Source organism: Streptomyces sp. NPDC004647 (assembly GCF_040609575.1).
Lineage (GTDB): Bacteria > Actinomycetota > Actinomycetes > Streptomycetales > Streptomycetaceae > Streptomyces.
Window position 1 is genome coordinate 1 of record NZ_JBEXKU010000085.1, and the last position, 21,466, is coordinate 21,466.

Sequence of the window (21,466 nt, forward strand, 5' to 3'; positions counted from 1 at the left end):
CGCAGCCGTCCGGTCTCGGTCAGGGGTGCATTACGGTGGGGCACGAGGGCCTTTCGGTCGGTGTAGACGTCGCAATCCACACCGAACCCGGAAGGTCCTCACCCGTTCAAGATCCCGCAGCCGAGACCTGCCTCACCGTCCACAACCTCCCCGGACAGAACACCTAGTTCTCAACACAGCCTGGCAGCAGGATCTGGACTGGGGAAGGTACCTGTTCATGACGATGGTCACCGGCTCCCGACGCGGCGAGATGTGCGCGCTGCGCTGGTCGGACATCAACTTCGAGCGGCTCGAACTCTTCGTGAAGCACTCCAACAACCGTCGTCGCATCAAGGACACCAAGACCCATCAGCGCCGCAAGCAGGCCATGGACGTAATCACGCGCGCCGTCCTCGTCGCCCACCGGACCCGTGCCGAAAAACGCCGCAAGGCACTCGGCGGCCAACTGACCGGAGACGCCTTCGTGTTCTCCGTCGAAGCCGACGGGTCAGTCCCCCTACTACCCGCGAGCGTCAGCCAGCGCTACCGCCGTCTCGCCCTGAAGCTCAAGATCCACACCCACCGCCTGAAGGACCTGCGCGCGTACAACGTGACCGAGTTCCTGGGCAGCGGCGCCGACGTCCGCACGGTCGCCGGCCGCGTCGGCCACGGCGGCGGAGGAGCGACCACGCTCACCTACTACGCCGCCTTCCTGGCCACCTCCGACCTTGGCGCATGGTGCACGGAAACCTGGAGAGCGACGGATCAGTTGGCCGCTTGATCGTCTTAATCGTCCTTGGTCTCGCAGTATTGATCGCCAACTGGATTCTCGGGGGAACCTGGATCTTGATGCTTTCGCAACTGGCAGATCCCGATGGCGGTCAAGGAATTTACGAGTTTGGCGGATCGCGGCCAAATTGGTATAACGGATTCCTGCTCGTGCAGATCTTTGGCACTATTTCGATCCTTGGGCTAGCACCTTTCGTGGTACTAGTGGTCTTTTGATCAGCTGTAACCGTGCACCGAAGGGCCAGTTCAAGCCCTCGCCCCGGCCCTTCGGTGTGTACCCCGGCAGGATTCGAACCTGCGACACCCGCTTTAACACACGCGTCGGCTCGCCCGCTGTTGTGCGAGGATCGCGCTCGGCTGAGGCAGGAGCAACCGGTGGAGGCGGGAGATGATGGACCGGCTGGGCCATGACGAGGCCGCCGGCCACGGGCTGGACCGCCGCTCCGCGCTGCGCGCGCTTTCTTCACCGCCCGTCGCCGAGCCCGGTCCGCCGCCGGCCGGGGGCGCGCGGCCGGGACCCGGCGCGACTGGCCCGCCCCGCTCGGCGGTGGGCGCCGGACCGCGTCACCCGCACGGAGCAGTGCATGTAGCGGCTGATGTCTTCATGGGCTTGCATGGCAATGCACTGTGAATCTCGGTGGGCAGAGTTCGAGTGATCTCTGTGGAATGGGGGCCCCGTGCCCGACGTAACCGTTGTCGTCATCGTGTACAACGACGCCGACCGTCTGAACAGGGCGGTGCGGTCGGTGCTCGACCAGTCGCTCCGCAACCTGGAAGTGATCATTGCCGACGACTGCTCGACCGACGGCACAGCGGACGTGGCCCGGCGGCTCCGGGCCGAGGATCCTCGCGTCCGGTACGTCCGGCTGGAACGCAACAGCGGCGGCTGCAGCGCACCGCGCAACGCCGGGATCGAGGCGGCACGGGCCCCCTGGCTGATGTTCCTCGACAGCGACGACGAACTGCCCCGCCATGCCTGCAAATCGCTGGTGCTCACCGCGGAGCGGACCGGGGTCGACTTCGTCACCGGCGAGGTCACCCGGATCTTCGAGGAAACCGGGGACACGGGGCTGTGGTACCCCGATCTCTTCGATGACGTCCGCGTCGTCGAGGGGGTGCGAGCGGCTCCGGAGTACTTCCTCGACCACCTCTCCACCAACAAGCTCTACCGGGCCGACTTCATCGCCCGCCACGGGCTCCGCTTTCCCGAGGGAATCCACTACGAGGACCAGCTGTTCTCGGCCAAGGCCTTCACGCTGGCCCGGAGATTCGCCGTCGCACCGTGGCCCGTCTACACCTGGCACTTCTCGGCCGATCCGGCGGCACTCTCCATCTCCTCCAGCCGCCACAGGCTCCAGAACGTGGTGGACCGGATCGCGGTGGCCCGCCTGATCGACGACTTTCTCGAGGAGAGCGGCAACGCCGATCTGCGCCCCGCGAAGGACGAGAAGTTCCTCCGCCACGACCTGCGCCTGTACCTCGGCGACCTCCCCTTCCGCGACCGCGCGTGGATCGAGCGGTTCGCCGAGGTGATGACCCCCTACCTCGAGGAGATCAGCGCCGAGGCGGTCGGGGCGATCCCCCGCGAGGAGCGCATCTGCCAGTATCTGTTGCGCTCGGGCCGGCTCGACGAGGCGGCCGAGTGCGCACGCACCCTCGGCCGCCCGAGGATCGCCCCGCGCCATGTGACCAGGGAGGCGGGCCGGACGTTCTGGGGCCGCCGCACCCCACCGGACCCGAAGGTCCCGGGCGAGCTGGACATCAGCGAGTGGCTGCTGGACGAACAGCCCTTCCAGACCGCCCCCATCCGGCACGAGGTCGAACAGCTGACCCCCGCAGGACCCGTCCTGCTCCTCTCATTGCGCACCTACGACCCGGCACGGCTGCTGAACGGGACCGGCGAGGTCACCGCGCAACTGTGGCTTTCCGCGGCGGGAGAACCACTGAAGATCCCGTTCCGGTACGCCCCGACCGCAGACGGTGCCCCGGATGTGCACACCGCCGAGATCGGACTCGACCTCCGGCGCGTTCCCCTGATCGCGAAGGGGTTCAAGGGGCGCCGGCATCCCGTGGTGGCGCTCGACCGAATGGGGACGAGGCGTACCGATCCCGTGCTGGCTCCGGGCCACCTGCCTCCGCTGGACGCGCGGCTGCCGCTGCGCGGCCCGCTCGCCGGGCACCATGTCCGCGTGGGCTGCGAGGGCCGGGGCGCGGGGCGGCTGGAGTTCCATTGGCAGCGGTCCGGCGTCCTGGCCGGCGCCGAGAGCCTGGCGCCGCATCTGGGGCCCGCGCGCCTCACATTCGACCGGCTGCGGCGCAGGGCCACCGGGCCCCGGGCGAAGGCGTTCGCGTACCACGAACTGCTCAAGTTCCCCGTGGACAGAGACCTGGTCCTGTTCGAGGCGCAGGAGGGGCGCGGCTACGCCGACAGCCCCCGCTACATCTACGAGGAGCTGGTCCGGCGCGGGCTGCCCCTGCGCGCCGTCTGGTCCTACTCAGGCGACCGTTCCTCCTTCCCCGACGATGTGCGCCTCGTCCGGCGCGGCAGCTGGGAGTACGTCCGGGTGCTGGCCCGCGCCCGCTACTGGGTCGACTCGCACGGCTTCCCCTCGATCTACGCCAAGCGACCGGAGACCCGCTACCTCCAGACCTGGCACGGCCAGGCGATCAAGTACATGGGGTTCGACGCGCCCGAGCTGCGGTTCGGCAGTCCCGAGCGGCAGCAGCAGCACCGCGACATGATCTCCCGCTGGGACGTCCTCATCTCACCCAGTCAGGAATTCGAGCGCACCTTCGTCCGGGCCAACGAGTTCACGGGTGAGTTGCTGACCTGCGGGCTCCCCCGCAACGACCCGTTGGTGCGCTGGAACGAACCCGAGCAGCGCGATCGTGCGGCAGCGGCGCGCGCCCGGCTGCAGATCCCGGACGGACGCAGGATGCTGCTCTACGCACCCACCTTCCGGGACGGGGAGCGCGGCACAGGCAACTCGATCCGCATCGACCTCGCCGAGATCGCGGAACGCTGCGGCCGCGACTGGACTGTGGTTGTGCGTCCGCACTACTACGAGAACTTCACCGTGCCGCGCGAGGTGGGCCACGTGGTCCGCGACGGGCGCCCGTTCGCCGACATCAACGACCTGCTGCTCGCCTCCGACGCACTCCTCACGGACTACTCGTCGGTGATGTTCGACTATGCCAATCTCGGCCGGCCCATCCTGCTCTTCACCGACGACTACGAGCATTACCGGGACAGTTCCCGCGGCATGTACTACGACCTTCCCGAGATCGCCCCGGGTCCGATGCTGACCACCACGGAAGAGCTTGCGGACTCGCTGAGGGAGATCGACAGGGTACGGCTGGAGTCGGCCGGCCGGTACGCCCGCTTCCAGACGATGTTCAACTCCCATGAGACGGGACGGGCGAGCAAGACCGTGGTCGGCCTCTTCTTCCAGGGCGGCAACAGATGAGTCGGCATGCCCGGCCAGGGCGCCCGCGCGAACTGTTCCTCGTCGGCATCGACGTCGACTCGATGGGCGGTTCCCAGCGCGTACTGCACACCCTGGCCCAGGGATTCGCCGAGTGCGGGCACCGTGTCGAGCTGATCGGTATCCGGCCGAGCCCTGAGCCGTACCAATACCACGCCGCCCCGGCGTACCGGCACACCACCCTGTACACCACTGCGCCGTCACCCGTCTGGCACGCCCGGAGCCTCGGCGAGCGGCTCCATCCGGTCCGGCTGCGCAGGGCCCAGGCCCATCGGACTGAACGGGCCCGCGCCCGGGCACGGCTGACGGAGCGATTCGCCGCCGTGAACGACGGCTATGTCATCATCGGCTCACCGTGGGCAGCGGACTGGCTGACCTCCATCGCGTCGCCGCACCTCAAGGGCATCGGGCAGTATCACGAGTCGTTTCTCCAGGCCCGCGGTTCGGCGAACCTCCGCCTGATCCTCCGTCACTATCCGCGGCTGGAGAAGTCGGTCTTCTTGAGTGAGGGCGACGCGGCGGAATTCCGGCGCCTCCGTCTGCCCAATGTGGGAGTCATGCCCAACCCACTGCCGTTCCGCCCCCTTCGGGCCGCACCACTGGATGTGCGGCGCGTCGGCGCCGTGGGGCGCCTGGAGGGGGTGAAGCGACTGGACCGGCTGATCGACGCGTTCGCCCTGGCCTGTGCCGACCTTCCCGGTTGGGAGCTGCACCTGTTCGGGGACGGCCCGCTGGAGCCGGCACTGCGCGAGCAGGCTGAGCGGCTCCGGATCGGTGATCGGGTGCGGTTCCGCGGCAGTGTGAAGGACATGGCCGCCGCGTACCGGGAGCTGTCGGTGGTGGCCCTCACGAGCGAGCGCGAGGGGAGCCCGATGGCTCTCGCCGAGGGGTCCGCCTGCGGTGTGCCCTCCGTCAGCTTCGACCTCTCCGCGGGAGTGCGCGAACTCGTCGAGCACGGCCGTACGGGCATTCTGGTCAGACCGGGGGACACGGCGGCGTTCGCGGCCGCACTGCGCCGGCTTGCCAAGGACGCCGGGCTGCGGGAGAGGTACGGTCGTGCGGCCCGTGAGCATGTCTCGTCCCTGGAGCTGCCGACCGTGCTCGACCGCTGGGAGGCGCTGTTCGACGAGGTCGACCGTTGATCCTTGCCTCTCGGCGTCTCCGGTGGCCGACTCGTCGACCGCGTGTCCGCGTCAAAGAGTGGGCGCCGAGCCGTCATCGGCCTCGAGGCGGGTCCCGGACGGGGACTCGGCGGCGGCCCCGGAGTCGGTGCGGCGTGGCGAGCGGCCAGGCGCCGCGTAGGCGAGGTGCACGAGTCGGGACTGTTCCTGACGCATGTGCATGACCGACTCGAGGACGTAGCCCACCAGCAGGACGATGGCGGCGATCGTCATGATCGCGGCCGCGAGGATCGCTGTGGGGAAGCGGGGCACGGTCCCCGTGCGGATGAAGTCGATGACGACGGGGGTACCGAGGATGACCGCAGTGAGGGCGAGCAGACCCGCGACCACCGTGTGGACGAGTGAGGGCCGCTCCCGCCGTGCCAGATTCAGGATGACGCGGAGAATCCGCCAGCCGTCCCGATAGGTCCTCAGTTTGCTCTCGCTACTGGGCGGACGGCCCTTGTAGCCGACCGCAATCTCCGCCGTGGGCAGCCGGAGGTGCAGTGCGTGGACCGTCATCTCGGTCTCCGTCTCGAACTGGCGTGAAAGCGCCGGGAAGGACTTGACGAAGCGCCGGGAGAAGACCCGGTAACCGCTGAGCATGTCGGTCACCTCCCTGCCGAACAGGGACCGCACCGCGCCGGTGAGGAGAGTGTTGCCCACGGCGTGGCCCGGCCGATAGGCGCCGTGCACCGTCTCACGCCGGGCACCGACGACCTGGTCGTAAGGCCCGTCGAACAGCAGGTCGACCATGTCCCGCGCCCGTGATGCGTCATAGGTGTCGTCACCGTCGATGAGAAGCAGAGCATCGGCCTCGACATCGGCGAAGGCACGGCGAATGACATTGCCTTTCCCTTTGCGCGGCTCCTCGCGGATGATCGCGCCCGCCGCACGCGCGACCTCCACCGTGCGGTCGGTCGAGGCGTTGTCGTACACATAGATGTCGGCCTCGGGGAGCGCCGCCCTCAGATCGCGGACCACCTTGCCCACGGCTGCTTCCTCGTTGTGGCACGGCACGACGCAGGCGATCGTCGGGCACACGTCCGCTCCTTGACTCAGTCACAGCGGTTATATGAAGACATAATGCGACACAGGACGTCCTGCCTGATTGGGGCGCGCCGTGCCGTTACCATCTCCCCCGTGTCGGTCCTCGCGCTTCTGACGCTCCGTCTGCGTGATGTCATCAGGGGCCTCTGGCGCGAGGCCGCCAGGTTCGGGGTCGTCGGGGCCCTTGCGTTCGTGATCGACAACGGTGGTTACAACCTGCTGGTCTTCGGCATCCCGGGCGCCGGTGGCGGGCCGATGCACTCCGTGCCTGTCCAGGCGTCCGCGATCGCGACGGGCGCCTCCATGATCTTCAGCTGGGCCGGAAACCGTTACTGGACCTACCGTCACCGCCATCGCGACAAGGTGGCCTATGAGGCGGCGCTGTTCGTTGTGGTGAACGTCGTGGGCATCGCCATCACGGCGGGGACGGTCTTCCTTTCGCGACATCTACTCGGGCTCGACTCGGCGCTCAGCGACAATGTCGCACGTACGTTCGGCTGGGTCGTCGCCACGCTCTTCCGCTTCGTCACCTATCGGCGGTACGTCTTCGTGTCGGACTGATCGGCACCTCCCTCGGAAGGCAATGCGGGGCCGGTCAGGTCTCCGCTGTTAGCATCCCGACACATGGGACATAACCGATCCATTCGGGGTGAACGGCGCTGGGTCGGAGTCCTGGCGCTCATCGCCGCGGCCTGCTGCGCGGCGACCACCGTGGTGTTCTCGCCCGGGTATATGAGTCCCGACACCATGTCCCAGCTCAATCAGGCCATGGGCGAGAGGCCGCTGAGCGACTGGCATCCGCCCGTGCTGAGCCTGGCCTGGCGTGCGCTCATCGCCCTGACCGGCACGCCGGCGTCCATGGCCGCCCTCCAGTCCGTCATCCTCTGGGGGGCTCTGTGGGTGATCGCCGGCTGCGTCTGGGAACTGACGGCCAGTCGGCCGGGGTCCCTCGCCGTCCTCGGCCTCGGGCTGACCCCTCACGTCCTGACGTTCGCCGGAGTGGTATGGAAGGACGTCCATATGGCGTTCGCGCTCCTCGCCGCCAGCGCAGTCGCGCTCGTCGGACTGCGACTGCGAGGCGGTCCCCCCGCCCGGCGATGGGCCCTCCTCGGCCTTGGTGTGCTCTTTCTCGCGTACGCGGCCCTGGTGCGCAAGAACGCGATCTTCGCCGTCATCCCGGTCTTCGTGATGCTCGTCCTCGCGCTGTGGCACACTCCCGGACGCCGGAGGTGGGCGATGTCCACGGCGGTACTCGCCGTCGGACTGGCCGTGCCGGCCGTGGCCGTGTCCTCCCTCGCGCGCCCCGTACAGACGAGCCAGGGCGCCCAGATCATGCTGGACGACCTGGTCCACGTCCTGAGCGTCGAGGAACTGCAGTCGGCGGCCGTGTCACAGGACCTTCGCGGCCGCCTCGTGGCCGCGGCGAAGGAGTGCGACCGCATCGGGGCGCTCTCGGACGCCTACTGGGCCTGCTACGAACGCCGCCCGGACGGCCTGGTCCGCGACGCGGAGGAGCTCACTTCCCTGTGGGTCGGCGGGATGGCCGACCACGTGCCCGGCTATCTCCAGTACCGTCTGCAACTCTTCTCGGAATTGCTCTTCGACACCAGCTTCCGGTATCAGGACGGGGTTATCGACAACGACCTGGGGCTCGGGGTGTCCCACCCCAGACTGGAGGCCACGCTCCAGAGGTACATCACCGGCATGGGGGAGGACCTGCCGTTCCTTTTCGCAGGGTGGTTCTGGCTGGCCGCTGCGCTCGTGCTGTCGATCCGTCCGGGCAAGGGCGTTTTCGCGATGCCGGTCCGGGCGCTGGGGATCAGTGCGGCGGCATATGTGCTCGGGTATCTGCCGATCATGCCGGCAACGGACTATCGCTACGTCTACTGGCCGGCGATCGCCGTCACGCTCGGTCTCCTCCTCTCCTGGCTGGGCCGCGGCACGACTCCGCCTCCGGCCGATCCCGGCGTCGCCCGCAACCGCGACATGCCGGAACATCAGCCGGTCGACTCCAAGAATCAGCCCTGAGCAGATGAACGGGCGGGCGCCGGCATCCGCGGACGTGTTCGCGGATGCAGCACGGCGGGCCGGCGTCAGATGCGCCAGGTGCGGATGCGGTCGGCGGCGTGTAGACGGTGGCTTTGCGGGCCTATGTCGGCAGGGATGCGACAGCGTTCCCGGCGGCCAGCCGCTTCTGGCGTGTCCCAGCTCTCGGGAAGGAACAAACGCCAGGACAGCGGACACGAGGCGGTGTCGGAAGCGGCGTGGACACTGACGCCGATCTGGCAGTTACCGATCTTGCCGAGCGTGCCCGAGTACTGCCGGGCCACCCCGGGCGAGGCGATGCCGTCCTTCGGGAACCCGGTGTCGTCCATCACCCAGGCCTGAGGGCGAACCACCCGCACGGCCCGCCACGCCAACCGGGCCCGTACCGCGTCAAAGGCCCAGGTGGAGGACGATGAACTGCTGAAGCTGCTGGTGGTCCACCCCCAGGCGCCCGGCCATCGGTTGCATCGACTTACGCCGGCCGTCCAGCAGCAGCCCCCGCAGATACAGGGCACCCTTCTCACGCTGATCCCGCCGCACCAGCGGCGCGAACACCTCCTTGCCGAACTCCTCCAACCGGGCACGACACGAAGCGAGTTCCCCGACCCTCATACCAGCAGCGAAGTACCAGACCCCAACGCGGCAAGACCCACGTAACAAAGCCCTACTAGCGCGCCACGCGGTAGCGGAGGTAGACGACTCTCGAGCTGAAGGTGCGGGTCTCGACGAGTTCGAGATCCACCCGGCGCTCGCGCTGGGGAAAGAACGGAATGCCACCGCCAACCAGCACCGGGTAGACCCTGGCCCGGTACTCGTCGATCAGACCCAACGCGGCCGCCTCGGCGGCGAGAGTCGCGCCGCCGATCGCGAGGTCGCCCTCCCCCGGCTCGGCTCGCAACCGCTCGATCTCCTCCGCCAGGCCGCCGGAGGCCAGGCGGGCATTGCCCTGCACCGCCGACAGCGTGGTGGAGAACACCACCTTTGGGAGCGGCTTCCAGATCGCGGCCCACTCGAGCATTGAGTCGTCGAGCGATGGATCCTGGTCGGCGGTCTCCCAGTACTGCATCGTCTCGTACAGCCGTCGTCCCAACAGGTGGACGCCGACCTCTCGTATCTCGTCGGTGACGAAGCGAAAGACCTCCTCGTCGGGCGCCGTCCAGTCGAAGTCGCCGTCCGGCCCGACGATGTAGCCGTCAAGTGAGACGCCCATCGAATAGGTCACGCTGCGCATCAGAAGTCCTCCTCGGTAACGGGTTCGACAGTACGACCGCCGGACACCGCAGGACTCATCGCGGCTCGCGGGATCCCCTGGGCTAAGGCGGTTTCATCGCGCATCCTCCACAGGGCGCCCCAAAGCCTTCTCATCTCCTCTTCAGCCGCATCAACGCTCTCTCCCGGCTCGGCAATGCCCCTGTCGAGCCGCTTGAGTAAACCGTACAGATCGCCAAAGCCGCGGTGGACTGACTGGGCTGCTGCCAGCACAGCATCGGGCACCATCATTTGGGCTTCAGCGTTGCGCAAACGGTGCTCCCGGCGTGCTCGATCCAGATCCGACCGCAGTTCTTCGGTCACCGCGCCCGCCTCCAGGGCGAACCAGAAGTTCCTCATCACGGTGATGTAGTCCCCGCGTACCTTGCGTTGAGAGCGGCATAACACGTTCGGCGCGCCTCTAGCCAAGCCTGGCGGGTCGCGTACTCGCGTTCGTCAGCGCTAAGTTGCCTGGCGTGTGCCAGCTCACGCGCCCTGGCGCGGTCAGCGCTGCGCTGGGTAAGAAGGGCTGATGCGAGCGTGCCTCCAATACCCAGAACCGCGACCATGATTGCGCTGATTGAGCTACTCATGCCGCCCCCGGCGTCGAATCAGCCCAGGGAGTGTACCGGGCAGCGACGTTGGCTGGCCGGGATGGTGCTACCCAGCATTCCGAGTCGAAACCAACGTACTAGCAGCTAACTGAGCTTCCAATGGACGGCCCCGCTGGCCAGGGCGTGGTCCCGGTGCGCCCGATCCGCGACGAGTTCGAGCAGCGCATCCGCGGGCTACTGGCCGAACTCGGCGTCGAAGCACGAGCATGACGGACGGCGCCGCCAGCTCTTCGACGACACCTGAGGTCCGCGGAGCGGGTTTGGGCGGTGGCCTGCCCGGTTTGGGGTCGAGCATGATCAGGGGGCCTACGCTTGCCAGCTACTTGGGCAGGCTTGACCCCTGCCCGCAATGTGTCCGAGTGGCCCCCTGGTCTTGCTCGACGCGGGACAGCCGACGCCCGGCGGCGCGCCCCCGCGCCGTGCGCGGGGGCCTTGATCATAATCCGCCCTGCCCGGCGCCCCGATCTAGTTGACGATGATGTAGTTCAGTCGTACGTGCAGGTCATTTTCCCAGTGGACCTGGCCTCGGACGATTATCCGTCCGTCGTTATGCGGCGCGACGTTGTGGACTTCCAACCTGGCATTGCCGATGAAGGGGACTCCGTCGTTGTTGAGTTCGCAGATCGAGACTGCGACCTGACTGACCGAGTTGACCTGATCCGTGGGAAGGGTGGCCGTGTGTACGAATTCCCCCCTCCAGTGGAAGTCCTCGAAGTGCCAATATGTACTTGTAGGAGTACCGGAGCGGATGATCTTCCCTGTATCCATGCTGCTTTTCGTCAGCTCTTCCGGCACGAGGTTGGCTGACGGAATACCGGATGTGCCGTCAACGCGTTCGAGCGTCTCTTCGTACCTGTCGGTGACAGTCATGCCGTTCTCCTATCGATCCGGTGAGACCCGGAAACCTCATATCAGTCTGTAGCCAGCTACGCGGCCTCCGGTGATATGCGGCATGCTCATGAGGCCTCTTCCGTATCCTTCCAGGGATCGAGGGAGCCCCAACGCACAGACAAGGGAGGGGGCGGAAGGGATCGGATGTGCCGTGTAATTCTGAACGGCACCACGCCAACATGCCACTTGCTCGTTGAGAGCGCCCTTTGTCGAGTTGCCAAGAGCGGAGCAATTCGCGTCGATGGAGAAAATCTGTCGGCGGAATTTCGCCCACCGATTTCCTCCGCACTGTCAGTCTGCCACCCTCTCCGGCCAGGTGCCACTCGGCACACTTCGCTGTCCAGTGGCGACCCGGCCGCGTACGGCGCCAATTCATTACAAGGTACGCTTACGCGGCGACACCGTGGGGCGCGGCAAATATTGCGCACTGCGAACACGTGGGCCGCCGTCGGCCCGACTTCAATGAGCCCTCGCAGACGCGTGGAAGCGGTTCGGTCCTCCCCCCAAAGGCTCCGCCACGTCCGCCACACCGCAGGTCGGCGGTGGCGAATCCTTGGCGGATACCGCCACGGCCATCCGTTCGTCGGTGACGGTGGTCTAACCGCGCTGGCGACCGAGGTATGGGAGCCCTGCGGCATCGCCGGTGCGTCGCTGTTCGCTCTGGCTCCGCCGCGATCGGGGCATTGAGTTGACCACGTCGGAGAGTGAACGCGCCGACGAGTGACGTCGGCGCCCGCTTTGCTCCCTTGTGGCGGCGGTCCGGTCGGAGACGTATGGAGCGAAGCGGGCGGCGCTGGGCCAGCTACGAGGCGATTGCCGTCAAAACCGGGCCGTTTTGCCTGGTGCCCCCGGCAGGATTCGAACCTGCGACACCCGCTTTAGGAGGGCAACAGGATCTGTAGCCCATGGCTCCTACCTGCTTCTTTCGTCTTGAGTGTGGCACCTGGGGTGCCCAGGGTGCAGGTTTCACCTGTAGCTCACGGCTTGACTCACGGCTGACATGCGCAGGTTGCGCAGGGCGCGGAACCGTGTCCCCCAGGCCGATACCGGTCACCTTCACGCCAGAGTCCGTCCTCTGGGATAGACCCGACAATGAGTCGGCGCCGCTCCTTGCTGAGTTGCTGCGCCGAGAGGCAATGTCGAGTCTCAGGTGATGGTTGACGATTCGGCGTCGGGTGATGCTTGACGTCTGTCCTTCGCGCACTGGGCGCCAGCAGGCTGGCCACGGAACTTCCGGGGGCCGGGAGGCGTTGGCAGGAGGACGCGCGGAAAGCACGCGGACGGCCGGAACGACATTGGCAGAAGCCGAGGTGGCACGAGTGGCGATGTGGGATCGGATCAAGGACCAGGCCAAGAATCTGCAGCAGCAGTCGCAGGGGACGCGGGGCTCTGGTGGACACGGGCGGCCGGGTGCGGGGTCCTCCGGCGGATCGCGGGCTCAGCTGGTGAACATGCTCAAGTCCCAGCTCACCTCCCTCAAGTCGGAGCTGAAGAGCGGCGCCTACCGGGACGCCAGCATGGCTATGTGCGCCCTGGTCGCGGCCGCCGACGGGCATGTCGACCCGGCCGAGCGGCAGCATGTGGAGTCGCTGATTCTCAACAACGACGTCCTGCAGAACTTCCCGTCCGACCAGCTGCGGCAGCGGTTCAACAAGCACGTCGACCAGCTGGCGTTCAACTTCCAGCAGGGCAAGGCTGAGGTCATGCAGGAGATCGCCAAGGCCGCGAAGAAGCCGACGGAGGCCAGGGCGGTCGTGCAGACCGGCTTCGTCGTCGCCGGTGCGGACGGATTCGTCGCGCCAGCCGAGGAGCAGGTCCTGCGCGAGGCGTGCTCGGTGCTCGGCCTGTCCCCGCAGGAGTTCAGCATCTGACCACCTGCCCCACCGCACCGCCTGTTGCGTCGGCCAGCGACGTACGGCACCGTTCCGGCTCCGACCCGGGGGCAGGCACACCACTCTGGTGACGGACACAAGAAACTCGCACAGAGGCGGGGATTCTCCCCAGACCTACGGCGTGTCCGGCCGGTCGGGTGCGCCGAGTTCCGTTGATCAATAACGAGGCAACAGTTGTCCCAACCCGCTGGAGTGGGCGCGGCGGGGGGTGTGAAGGTGAGGCGCATGAAGTCTCGTACTGCCTTGCCGGCCTTCGCTGTCTGCGTCGCACTCGCCCCGCTCCCTGGACGGCGGTGGCGGAACGGGCCACGAAGTCCCGGTGCCCAGGGCGCCTGCCGAGAGCCGGGCGCCGACCCGGGGGAAGGGGTCGAAGGACCCCGACGACATCAACGGCGACGGGTACCGCGACCTCATGGTGCCCGTCCCCGGCGGCGAACGGGTCGCTGTGCTCTACGGCTCGGCGAAGGGGCTCGCCCCCTCGATCCGCACGGTCTACGGCCGCCGCGACCTGGGCCTGCCGGACCCGCCGTCGCCGTCCCCGAAGGCGCGGGACTTCTCGGCGGAACCGTTCAGGTGCCTGTCATCGTTTGACTCACATCTCATCATCGTGCCGTCTGTTGAGGTCCCTAGCGTCGGTGGAGCCCCCCACGCCGTCAGAAAGCGGAGGGCTTTCGCATGTTCAGACACCGAACAGCTAAAGCGGGCGGGGTTGTCGCCGCCGTCAGCGCGACGATCCTCGCGGCCATCTCACTGTCGACATACACCCCGGTGCCTGCGGCAGCCACCCCGACCAGCCAGCTCGCCGATCCGGTGCTGGTCGGCGCCGGCGACATCGCCAACTCCGGCTCGGGCGACACCGCGACCGCCAACCTGCTGGACAATATCTCCGGCACGGTGTTCACCACGGGGGACAACGCCTACCCGGACGGCACGGCGTCGAACTTCACCAACTACTACAACCCGACGTGGGGGCGCCACAAGGCCCGCACCCGCCCCTCGCCGGGCAACCACGACTACCACACGTCGGGCGCATCGGGGTACTACAACTACTTCGGCGCCAACGCCGGCCCGTCCGGGCGCGGCTACTACTCCTACGACCTGGGTAACTGGCACGTGGTCTCGCTGAACTCAGAGGTCAGCATGGCCGTCGGCTCGGCGCAGGAGCAGTGGCTGCGGTCCAACCTGGCCGCCAGCACCAAGCCGTGCACCATCGCCTACTGGCACAAGCCGCGGTTCACCTCCGGCGCCAACCACGCACCCAACACTTCCACCGGGCCCCTCGTCAAGGCGCTGTACGACCACAACGCCGAGGTGATCGTCACGGGCCACAACCACCAGTACGAGCGGTTCGCACCCATGAACCCCAGCGGTCAGCTCGACACCGCCCGCGGCATCCGGCACTTCGTCGCCGGCATGGGCGGCGCCAGCCACTACGGCTTCGGCACCATCCAGCCCAACAGCCAGGCCCGCAACAGCGACACCTATGGCGTGCTGAAGTTCAACCTGCACGCCAACAGCTACGACTGGCAGTTCGTGCCCCAGGCAGGCAAGACCTACAGCGACAGCGGCACCACCAGCTGCCACTGACCCCGGTCCGTCCGTCCTGCTGAAGTGCCGCACCGGATGCTTTGGTCGCACCCGGTGCGGCACCTTCCCCGGCACACCCCGGAGGTGCGTACGCCGTGTACCTGTCCACCATCGGCGGGCCGAAGTCCGTCACCGGCAACGGCGGGCCCGGTCGGCGCCGCTGGGCCGCGACCAGCGGCAACGTTCTCGCACTGGGTACCGTCAGCCTGGTCACCGACGTCTCCGCCGAGATGGTCGCCGCCGTCCTACCGCTGTATTTCGTCATCGGACTGCAGCTCAGCCCCGCCGCCTACGGCCTCATCGACGGCATCTACACCGGAGCCACGGTGCTGCTGCGACTCGTCGGCGGCTACATCGCCGACCGGGTGCAACGACTCAAGGCAGTGGCGGGCTGGGGGTACGGGCTCTCCGCGACGGCCAAACTGGGCCTGTTGGCCGCCGGAAGCTCGGTCACGGCGATCGGACTGGCCATCACTGTCGACCGGGCGGGCAAGGGACTACGCACTGCCCCCAGGGACGCGCTGATCACCCTCTCCACACCACCTGCCGAGCTGGGCCGGGCCTTCGGCGTGCACCGGACGATGGACAGCATGGGTGCCTTCGCAGGACCGCTGGTCGCGCTGGCCGTACTCGCCGTCGCGGGCCAGTCGTTCGCCCCGGTCTTCGTCACCAGTTTCTGCATCGCGGCCATGGGCCTGGTCATCCTCATGCTGTTCGTGCACGACCAGCCGCGCGAACCCCGGCCACACGCGCAGGCGGTCGAGCCACGCGCACTCGGGAAACTGCTGCGCACCCCAGGCGTGCGGCGCCTGGTACCCGCAGCGTGTCTGCTCGGACTCGCCACGATCGGCGACGGCTTCGTCTACCTGCTCCTGCAGCGGCGCGAGCAACTGGCCACCGGCTGGTTTCCCCTGCTGGCGGTCGGCACAAGCCTCGTCTATCTACTGCTCGCCGCGCCCTTGGGTGCGCTGGCCGACCGCATCGGCCGACTGCCGGTGATGCTCGGTGGCTACGCGGCGCTGGCCGTGGTCTACCTGCTGCTGTTCGGCCCGCTGAGCGGCCGCCTCCTGATCGTCCTGGTTCTCGGCCTCTACGGGGTCTTCTACGCCGCCACCGACGGCGTACTGATGGCCCTGGCCGGTCCCCTGCTGCCCGAAGGGTTGCGCACCACCGGCATCGCCCTCATCCAAAGCGGCCAGGCCCTGGCCTACCTGGGCTCCTCCGTCCTGTTCGGGCTCGCCTGGGAAGCCTGGGGCCCCACGGTGGCCAGCCGACTGGCCGCAATCGCGGTCGTGGTCGCGATGGCAGCCACCGCCGTGCTCCTTGCAGCCACGAGGACAGCCCCCGACAACCACACGGAGAAGGCGGCGTGAACGCACTGAGCAGGCGCACCCGTATCCTGATCGCGCTGGCGGCCGCCACCGTGCTCGCCTCCCTCGCCGTCGGCTACACGCTGCTGGCCTCCGAACCCGCCGACGGCGGCACCACCAACCGGGCCACCGTCGACAAGTCGGCGCTCGCCGCGGGACCTCGGCTGCAGGTCCTCAGCAACGGCCGGCTCTCCACCGTCTCCCGCAACGACCCGGCAGGGCCACGGGCGGTCTCCCCGCTGCAGTGCGACCGTGCCTACGCCGCCGCGGGCACCGTCGCCTGCCTCCGGCCCGTCGACCCGCTCAAGGCCACCCAACTGGTCATCCTCGACTCCGACCTCCGCCGACAACGCGCCGTCCCCGTCACCGGCTTCCCCAACCGCCTCCGCGTCTCCGCCAGCGGCCGCATGGTCGCCTGGACACTCTTCGTCGACGGCCACTCCTACGCGGCCAACGGATTCTCCACCCAGACCGGCATCCTCGACACCCGCAACGGCCGGCTCATCCGGTCTCTGGAAGAGTTCAAGGTCACCCGGCACGGCGGGCCCTACCGGGCCGCCGACATCAACTTCTGGGGCGTCACCTTCGCCACGGACGACAACCGCTTCTACGCCACCATGTCCACCGCAGGGCACCGCTACCTCGTCGAAGGCGACTTCGCCGCGAAGTCCGTCCGCACCCTCGTCGACAACGTCGAATGCCCGTCCCTCTCCCCGGACGGAACCCGCATCGCGTTCAAGGCCGCCGTGGGCGGTGACCCCCACCGCGGCTGGCGCCTGTCCACACTTGATCTGACCACCCTCCGCATCACACCCCTCGCCGAGACCCGCAGCGTCGACGACCAGCCCGCCTGGATCGACGACTCCACCATCGTCTACGCACTGCAACGCAACGACGGCATCAACAACATCTGGTCGCTCCCCGCCGACGGAACCGGCGCCCCCCGACTGCTCGTTCCCGAGGCCAACTCACCCGCCCCCTGAACTGACAGCTGTAAGCTGTCGGTGCGTCGCTGACCTGCAAAAAGACGGTCTTCGCCCCCTGGTTGGGGGGCGAAGCCTCGGGGCCGCTTTCGCCGGCCTGACGGACGTCTCGAGACCGGACGAGCCTGCGGCTCCGCTCACCGCGAAATCTGCGGTGGTAGCTGCTCTTGGATCTCCTTGGGCGTGGGCCTGAGCGGGTCTTGAGTCCTCGCCGTGTGCCGTCCGCACGGGCTTATGCCGGGTCGCCGCCCCTGTTGATCCAGGCGTGCACCGCGCCGGTCTCAGCGGTGACGGTCAGGTAGTCGTCGAGTCCGTCACCGTCGATGTCGGCGAACCGGAGCCCGTCCGGGTCCCCGACCCCGCCGGAGGCGATCTGGCCCCGGTCGGTCCAGCCAGGCTTGCCGTTGCTGTCGCCGCCCGCGTTCAGCCAGGCGTGTACCGAGCCGGTCAGGGGGTCGAGTTGTCCCGCACCCGCGACGCCCTTACCCGCTACCTGAGTGAGAACCTCGTCTGACCGTGCTCATGTCGTCCGGTTCCACCCTCGACACGCGCGACTACGAGGCCCTGCCCGTCCGCTCCGAAGCCGCTTGTCACCTGAGAAATGCTCACCCCTCGCAGCCGACAGGACTCTGATAAGCCTTATCGTTGCAGTTCAGGAGCATTCCTGGTGTTTGTGACCAGGCCTCGGAATGTGCCGCCGTGCTTGTGCGGCCGTCCGTCCTTGGGGTTCACACCGCCCGGGAGGCGGGGGACGGGAGCGGCTATCGGCGATGGGCAATCGCCACGGACGCCGCGACCAGCGCGACCACCGCCAGACCGGTGGCAAGTACCGGAACGCTGGTGAAGGTGAGGGCGAGGACCACCACCGCGGTGCCCGGCACCAGCAGCGCGTGAAGGGCGAAGGCGTGCTGGGGGCGGATGTGCAGCAGGTAAACGACGAGCAGGAAGACCGCCACCGGAATCGTGACCGACGCGCCCGCGGCGGCGCCCGAGATCTGTGTGTGGTGCGTGGCGTGGTCGACGTTGACCGCTAGTCCCGCGCCGATCGCGGCTGCCGAGCCGAAGACCAGGTAGTGGCCGTAACCCCAGACGAAGGCGGCCCGGCTGGAGGTCAGGAAGCGTTCGGCGGGCTTGGCGAAGTACAGCCACCACAGTGACAGCACGATGAGCAGACCACCCGCCGCCACGGTGTAGAGATTTGCGGTCGCCTCGCCGGCGCCGACGGCGTGCTGCACGGCCGTGGTCGCCGCCAGCACCGACTCGCCCAGGACGATCAGCGTGAACAGCCCGTACCGCTCGGAGATGTGATGCGGATGCCAGGCCGTCCGCCGGGCGCTCTCGGCCCAGATCGGGACGGCGAGGTCGAACAGCGCCAGCGGTGCGAAGAGCGGCATCCGTGAGCCGACCGGCATGAACAGCCAGCCGATCCAGGCGCTCTGGCTCACGACGATACCGACCACGTAGCGCATGGCCGTCGCCCGGCCTTCCGGGTGGGCCCGGGCGGCCCGAAGCCACTGCGACACCAGGCTCAGGCGCATGACGGTGTAGCCGACGACCGGAAGGACGAAGTCATGTTGGGTGAAAGCCCGCGGTACACCGGAGGCAAGGATGAGGACCCCGGCGATCTGCACGAAGGTCGCCAGCCGGTACGGCACGTCGTCGACGTCGTACGCCGACGCGAACCAAGTGAAGCCCATCCAGGCCCACCAAATGGCGAAGAACACGGCGAGATAGCTGAGGACTCCGGTCGCGGCATGGTTCTCGCTCACGGCATGATGGAACTGCGCCGCGACCAGCGCGACGGCGACGACGAAGCACAGGTCGAAGAGCAGCTCAAGCGGGGTCGCTCCCCGATGCGGCTCGTCAGGATCGCGCGCCGTCATCGTCTGCAGCCACGGTGTGAACAGCTGGTCTCGGTTGCTCATGCTTCATTCTGCGATGGGGCGGTGGTGCGCGACGCCTCAGCGCGGCGTGGGAAGTTGACCGCAAACGAGTACCTTACGGCGAGCCCTTTTTAGCTGTTGCCGGTCGCGGTCTGGTTCAGCCAGTGGTCAAAGCGGGTCTCGGCGAGGCTTGCGTCGGCCGCGGGGACGAGGGTGCGTTCGTGTAGTTCGGCGCCGAAGTAGGGCGCGTGGCGGTCCGTGATGACCTCGCGGGGGTCGTGGCGCTCGCGCAGTGTGCTTCGGACGAGTTCGTCGAGACGGAATTGTTGTGGCCCGGCGATCTCGATGACGCCGTTCGCTGGTGGGCCGACGGCGACGTCCGCGACCGCGCTGGCCACGTCCTCGGCCGCCATGGGTTGGATCAGCACGGGTGCGAGTCGCACAGTGTCGCCGTCGGTTGCAGCGTCAGCGATGCTCTCGATGAACTCGAAGAATTGCGTCGCGTGGACGATCGAGTAGGGGATGGACGATTCCTTTATCAGGTTCTCTTGGGCGATCTTGGCGCGGATGTAGCCGCTTTCCGAGAGGCGTTCGGTGCCCACGACCGACAACGCGACGTGATGGCCCACGCCTGCGGCTGCTTCAGCGTCGAGGAGGTTGCCGGTTGATGTTTGGAAGAACTTCAGCGCTGCTGTGTCCTCGAAGGACGGGGAGTTCGATACGTCGACGACCACCGCGGCTCCCTCGAGTGCTTCCGTTAGGCCCTCGCCCGTGATCGTGTTGACGCCCGAGGCTGGTGACGCCGGCACCGCTTCGTGGCCGCGTCCACGGAGCTTGTGGACGAGCTTCGAGCCGATGAGCCCGCTGCCGCCTATGACGACGTTCTTCATGACGAGTCCTTTCTGTGCCGGCTTCAGCGCGATGCGCTGGGTACGGTCTTCGGCCTGAGTGCTGGGAGACGCCGGGTCGCCTGCTGGTCGGTCTGGCGGCGCCCACCTGAGCTCGGACCTTCCGGCGCGACCGCTCACCGCAGCTTCACCGAGTGGACGAAGGCTCGGGTCTGGGCCGAACCTAACCGCCTGGTCCTCGACGAACTCGGATCCCGCGGTGAGCTCGACTGGTCCCGGTGCGCGATCGACTCGGTGAACATGCGAGCCGTGAAGAAGGGGGTCTGACAGGCCCGAACCCTGTCGACCGGGGCAAGTACAGTTCGAAGATCCACTTGATCACGGAGCGGACCGGCCCGCCCCTGTCCGTCGGCCTCTCGGCGCCAACACACGCCAGCCAGGCCCTGACCCCGCTGGTGAAAGGCATACCACCGATCTGCTCCCGCCGGGGCCGCCGACGGCGCCGAACGGACAAACTCCACGCCGACAAGGGATGCGACTGGGCCCGCCGCCCGGGACCTGTGGCCTACCGGGCGTGCGAGGCGGCCCAGTCGAGGGCGTAGTCGGCGACCTCCTCCCAGCCGGGTGCTGCGGGCAGCAGGTGCGGGCGGCCCGGGAACTCCTTGATCTCGGTGACCGTGTCCGATTTGTAGTGCCGGGCGTTGGACTGCTGCACCTTCGGCGGCATGAGATGGTCATTCTCGCCGGAGACGAACAGCAGCGGCGCGCGGTCGTCATTGTGGTAGTCGACGTATGTGCTCTGGTGGCCGGGGCGCAGGGTGGCCAGGGCGCTGTCCCAGAAGATGCCGCCGGAGGCCGGGACGGCATAGCGCTCGTACAGCGTCCGGGACTCCTCCTCGGAGAGCGTGTTGGTGAAGGTGTAGTGCCACTGCTCGGCGTTCAGGCCGACCGCCCGGTGCCGGTTGGCCGGGTTCTTCAGCACCGGGAAGGCCGACTTGATCTGGGTCAGCGGCACCACGGCGACCCCCTCGGTGGCGGCGGAGCAGATCGCCACCCCGCCGCGCCCAGACCGTGGTCGAGCAGGAGCTGCACGAAGACGCCGCCGGCGGAGTGGCCGATGAGGATCGGCGGCTTGTCCAGTCCGCGGACCAGGGTTTCCAGGCTCTCGACGATCTGCGCGACGGTGACCTGTTCGATGGGCGTCGGGGTCGGCGTTGAGTGACTCGACCTCCGCCTCGAGGCCCGGGTAGGCGGGCGCGAGAACGCGGTAGCCGCGCTTTTCGTAGTGGGCGATCCAGTGCTCCCAGCTCCGGGGTGTGACCCAGAAGCCGTGGATCAGGACGATGGTGTCCGGAGTGCTCATGACTGCTCCTTCCGGGAGTTCCGTCGGATCAGCGGGTGGCGCGGTACGCGGCCTCGATCTGGCGGACCACGGCGTCCGGGCGGGACATCATCACGACGTGCGAGGCGCCCTTGACCTCGACGGGATTCCAGCTCTACCTACGCCAAGCCGGGGACTGCTCGATGAGCCGGGACGGTTTTGGCGCGCAGTGGCGCAGGTGACGCCCACGACCCGGACGGTGCAGGGAGGTGCTCAAGGAACGCGGCGCTTACGTGGGTCGCGGAACCAGCAAAGGCATC

At 67.8% G+C, this 21,466-nt stretch carries 17 protein-coding genes and 3 pseudogenes; 12 read left to right on the top strand and 8 right to left on the bottom strand.

From position 1 onward, the window contains the following. The first annotated feature begins 217 nt into the window (after positions 1-217). From ABZW18_RS28510 to ABZW18_RS28520, 3 genes are all read left to right on the top strand, one after another. Positions 218-760 (top strand): tyrosine-type recombinase/integrase, encoded by a 543-nt coding sequence (locus tag ABZW18_RS28510; RefSeq protein ID WP_356192833.1) that lies wholly within the window; start codon positions 218-220, stop codon positions 758-760. 685 nt (positions 761-1,445) lie between these two features. Continuing rightward, positions 1,446-4,235: a CDP-glycerol glycerophosphotransferase family protein gene (locus tag ABZW18_RS28515; protein WP_356192835.1), complete on the top strand. Its 2,790-nt coding sequence runs from the start codon at positions 1,446-1,448 to the stop codon at positions 4,233-4,235. Beyond that, on the top strand, positions 4,232-5,395 hold the full coding sequence (locus tag ABZW18_RS28520) for a glycosyltransferase (RefSeq protein WP_356192836.1): 1,164 nt from the start codon (positions 4,232-4,234) through the stop codon (positions 5,393-5,395). Before ABZW18_RS28515 ends, ABZW18_RS28520 begins: the two co-directional genes overlap by 4 nt. Before the next feature lie 51 nt (positions 5,396-5,446). Here ABZW18_RS28520 and ABZW18_RS28525 read toward each other — a convergent pair whose 3' ends face one another. Further along, positions 5,447-6,457 carry a glycosyltransferase family 2 protein gene (locus tag ABZW18_RS28525; protein ID WP_356192838.1) on the bottom strand — a complete coding sequence of 337 codons (1,011 nt, stop codon included), beginning with the start codon at positions 6,455-6,457 and terminating at the stop codon, positions 5,447-5,449. 99 nt (positions 6,458-6,556) lie between these two features. On the opposite strand from ABZW18_RS28525, the gene ABZW18_RS28530 reads away from it, so the two are divergent. Both ABZW18_RS28530 and ABZW18_RS28535 read left to right on the top strand, forming a co-directional pair. After that, positions 6,557-7,024 (top strand): GtrA family protein, encoded by a 468-nt coding sequence (locus ABZW18_RS28530; RefSeq protein ID WP_356192841.1) that lies wholly within the window; start codon positions 6,557-6,559, stop codon positions 7,022-7,024. Positions 7,025-7,087: 63 nt separating this feature from the next. Beyond that, positions 7,088-8,491: a hypothetical protein gene (locus ABZW18_RS28535; RefSeq protein ID WP_356192844.1), complete on the top strand. Its 1,404-nt coding sequence runs from the start codon at positions 7,088-7,090 to the stop codon at positions 8,489-8,491. 65 nt (positions 8,492-8,556) lie between these two features. On the opposite strand, the pseudogene ABZW18_RS28540 reads toward ABZW18_RS28535, so the two are convergent. The 3 genes and pseudogenes from ABZW18_RS28540 to ABZW18_RS28550 form a co-directional block, all read right to left on the bottom strand. Continuing rightward, positions 8,557-9,121, bottom strand: a pseudogene (locus ABZW18_RS28540) (transposase). 55 nt (positions 9,122-9,176) lie between these two features. Continuing rightward, positions 9,177-9,740: a dihydrofolate reductase family protein gene (locus ABZW18_RS28545; RefSeq protein WP_356192847.1), complete on the bottom strand. Its 564-nt coding sequence runs from the start codon at positions 9,738-9,740 to the stop codon at positions 9,177-9,179. After that, positions 9,740-10,117 (bottom strand): hypothetical protein, encoded by a 378-nt coding sequence (locus ABZW18_RS28550; protein ID WP_356192849.1) that lies wholly within the window; start codon positions 10,115-10,117, stop codon positions 9,740-9,742. Before ABZW18_RS28550 ends, ABZW18_RS28545 begins: the two co-directional genes overlap by 1 nt. 353 nt (positions 10,118-10,470) lie before the next feature. On the opposite strand from ABZW18_RS28550, the pseudogene ABZW18_RS28555 reads away from it, so the two are divergent. Continuing rightward, a pseudogene (locus ABZW18_RS28555) lies at positions 10,471-10,581 on the top strand (phosphotyrosine protein phosphatase); the annotation flags it as partial. Positions 10,582-10,836: 255 nt separating this feature from the next. Here ABZW18_RS28555 and ABZW18_RS28560 read toward each other — a convergent pair. Beyond that, positions 10,837-11,241, bottom strand: a complete 405-nt coding sequence (locus tag ABZW18_RS28560) for a hypothetical protein (RefSeq protein WP_356192851.1) — start codon at positions 11,239-11,241, stop codon at positions 10,837-10,839. A gap of 1,340 nt (positions 11,242-12,581) precedes the next feature. Between ABZW18_RS28560 and ABZW18_RS28565 the strand changes: the two genes are divergently transcribed. The 5 genes from ABZW18_RS28565 to ABZW18_RS28585 all read left to right on the top strand — a co-directional run bounded on the left by ABZW18_RS28565 (position 12,582) and on the right by ABZW18_RS28585 (position 17,608). Further along, a complete protein-coding gene (locus ABZW18_RS28565; protein ID WP_356192854.1) occupies positions 12,582-13,133 on the top strand; it encodes a tellurite resistance TerB family protein in 552 nt (183 codons plus the stop codon). 696 nt (positions 13,134-13,829) lie between these two features. Then, positions 13,830-14,741, top strand: coding sequence for a metallophosphoesterase (locus tag ABZW18_RS28570; RefSeq protein ID WP_356192856.1), 912 nt, complete (start codon positions 13,830-13,832; stop codon positions 14,739-14,741). 95 nt (positions 14,742-14,836) lie between these two features. Beyond that, complete coding sequence (locus ABZW18_RS28575; protein WP_356192859.1) at positions 14,837-16,114, top strand: MFS transporter; 1,278 nt, start codon at positions 14,837-14,839, stop codon at positions 16,112-16,114. Continuing rightward, positions 16,111-17,094 (top strand): hypothetical protein, encoded by a 984-nt coding sequence (locus tag ABZW18_RS28580; protein ID WP_356192861.1) that lies wholly within the window; start codon positions 16,111-16,113, stop codon positions 17,092-17,094. The genes ABZW18_RS28575 and ABZW18_RS28580 overlap by 4 nt, the downstream gene beginning before the upstream one ends. Positions 17,095-17,359: 265 nt before the next feature. Then, complete coding sequence (locus tag ABZW18_RS28585) at positions 17,360-17,608, top strand: hypothetical protein (RefSeq protein WP_356192864.1); 249 nt, start codon at positions 17,360-17,362, stop codon at positions 17,606-17,608. Positions 17,609-17,855: 247 nt separating this feature from the next. On the opposite strand, the gene ABZW18_RS28590 is transcribed toward ABZW18_RS28585, so the two are convergent. Continuing rightward, entirely contained in the window at positions 17,856-19,019 is a 1,164-nt protein-coding gene (locus ABZW18_RS28590; protein WP_356192867.1) for a low temperature requirement protein A, read from the bottom strand. An 89-nt stretch (positions 19,020-19,108) separates the two neighbouring features. Continuing rightward, positions 19,109-19,867, bottom strand: coding sequence for an SDR family oxidoreductase (locus ABZW18_RS28595; RefSeq protein ID WP_356192869.1), 759 nt, complete (start codon positions 19,865-19,867; stop codon positions 19,109-19,111). A gap of 84 nt (positions 19,868-19,951) precedes the next feature. On the opposite strand from ABZW18_RS28595, the pseudogene ABZW18_RS28600 reads away from it, so the two are divergent. Continuing rightward, positions 19,952-20,367 (top strand): annotated as a pseudogene (locus ABZW18_RS28600) (IS5/IS1182 family transposase); the annotation flags it as partial. Positions 20,368-20,390: 23 nt separating this feature from the next. Here ABZW18_RS28600 and ABZW18_RS28605 read toward each other — a convergent pair. Further along, entirely contained in the window at positions 20,391-21,188 is a 798-nt protein-coding gene (locus tag ABZW18_RS28605; RefSeq protein WP_356192872.1) for an alpha/beta fold hydrolase, read from the bottom strand. Between the last annotated feature and the right edge of the window lie 278 nt (positions 21,189-21,466).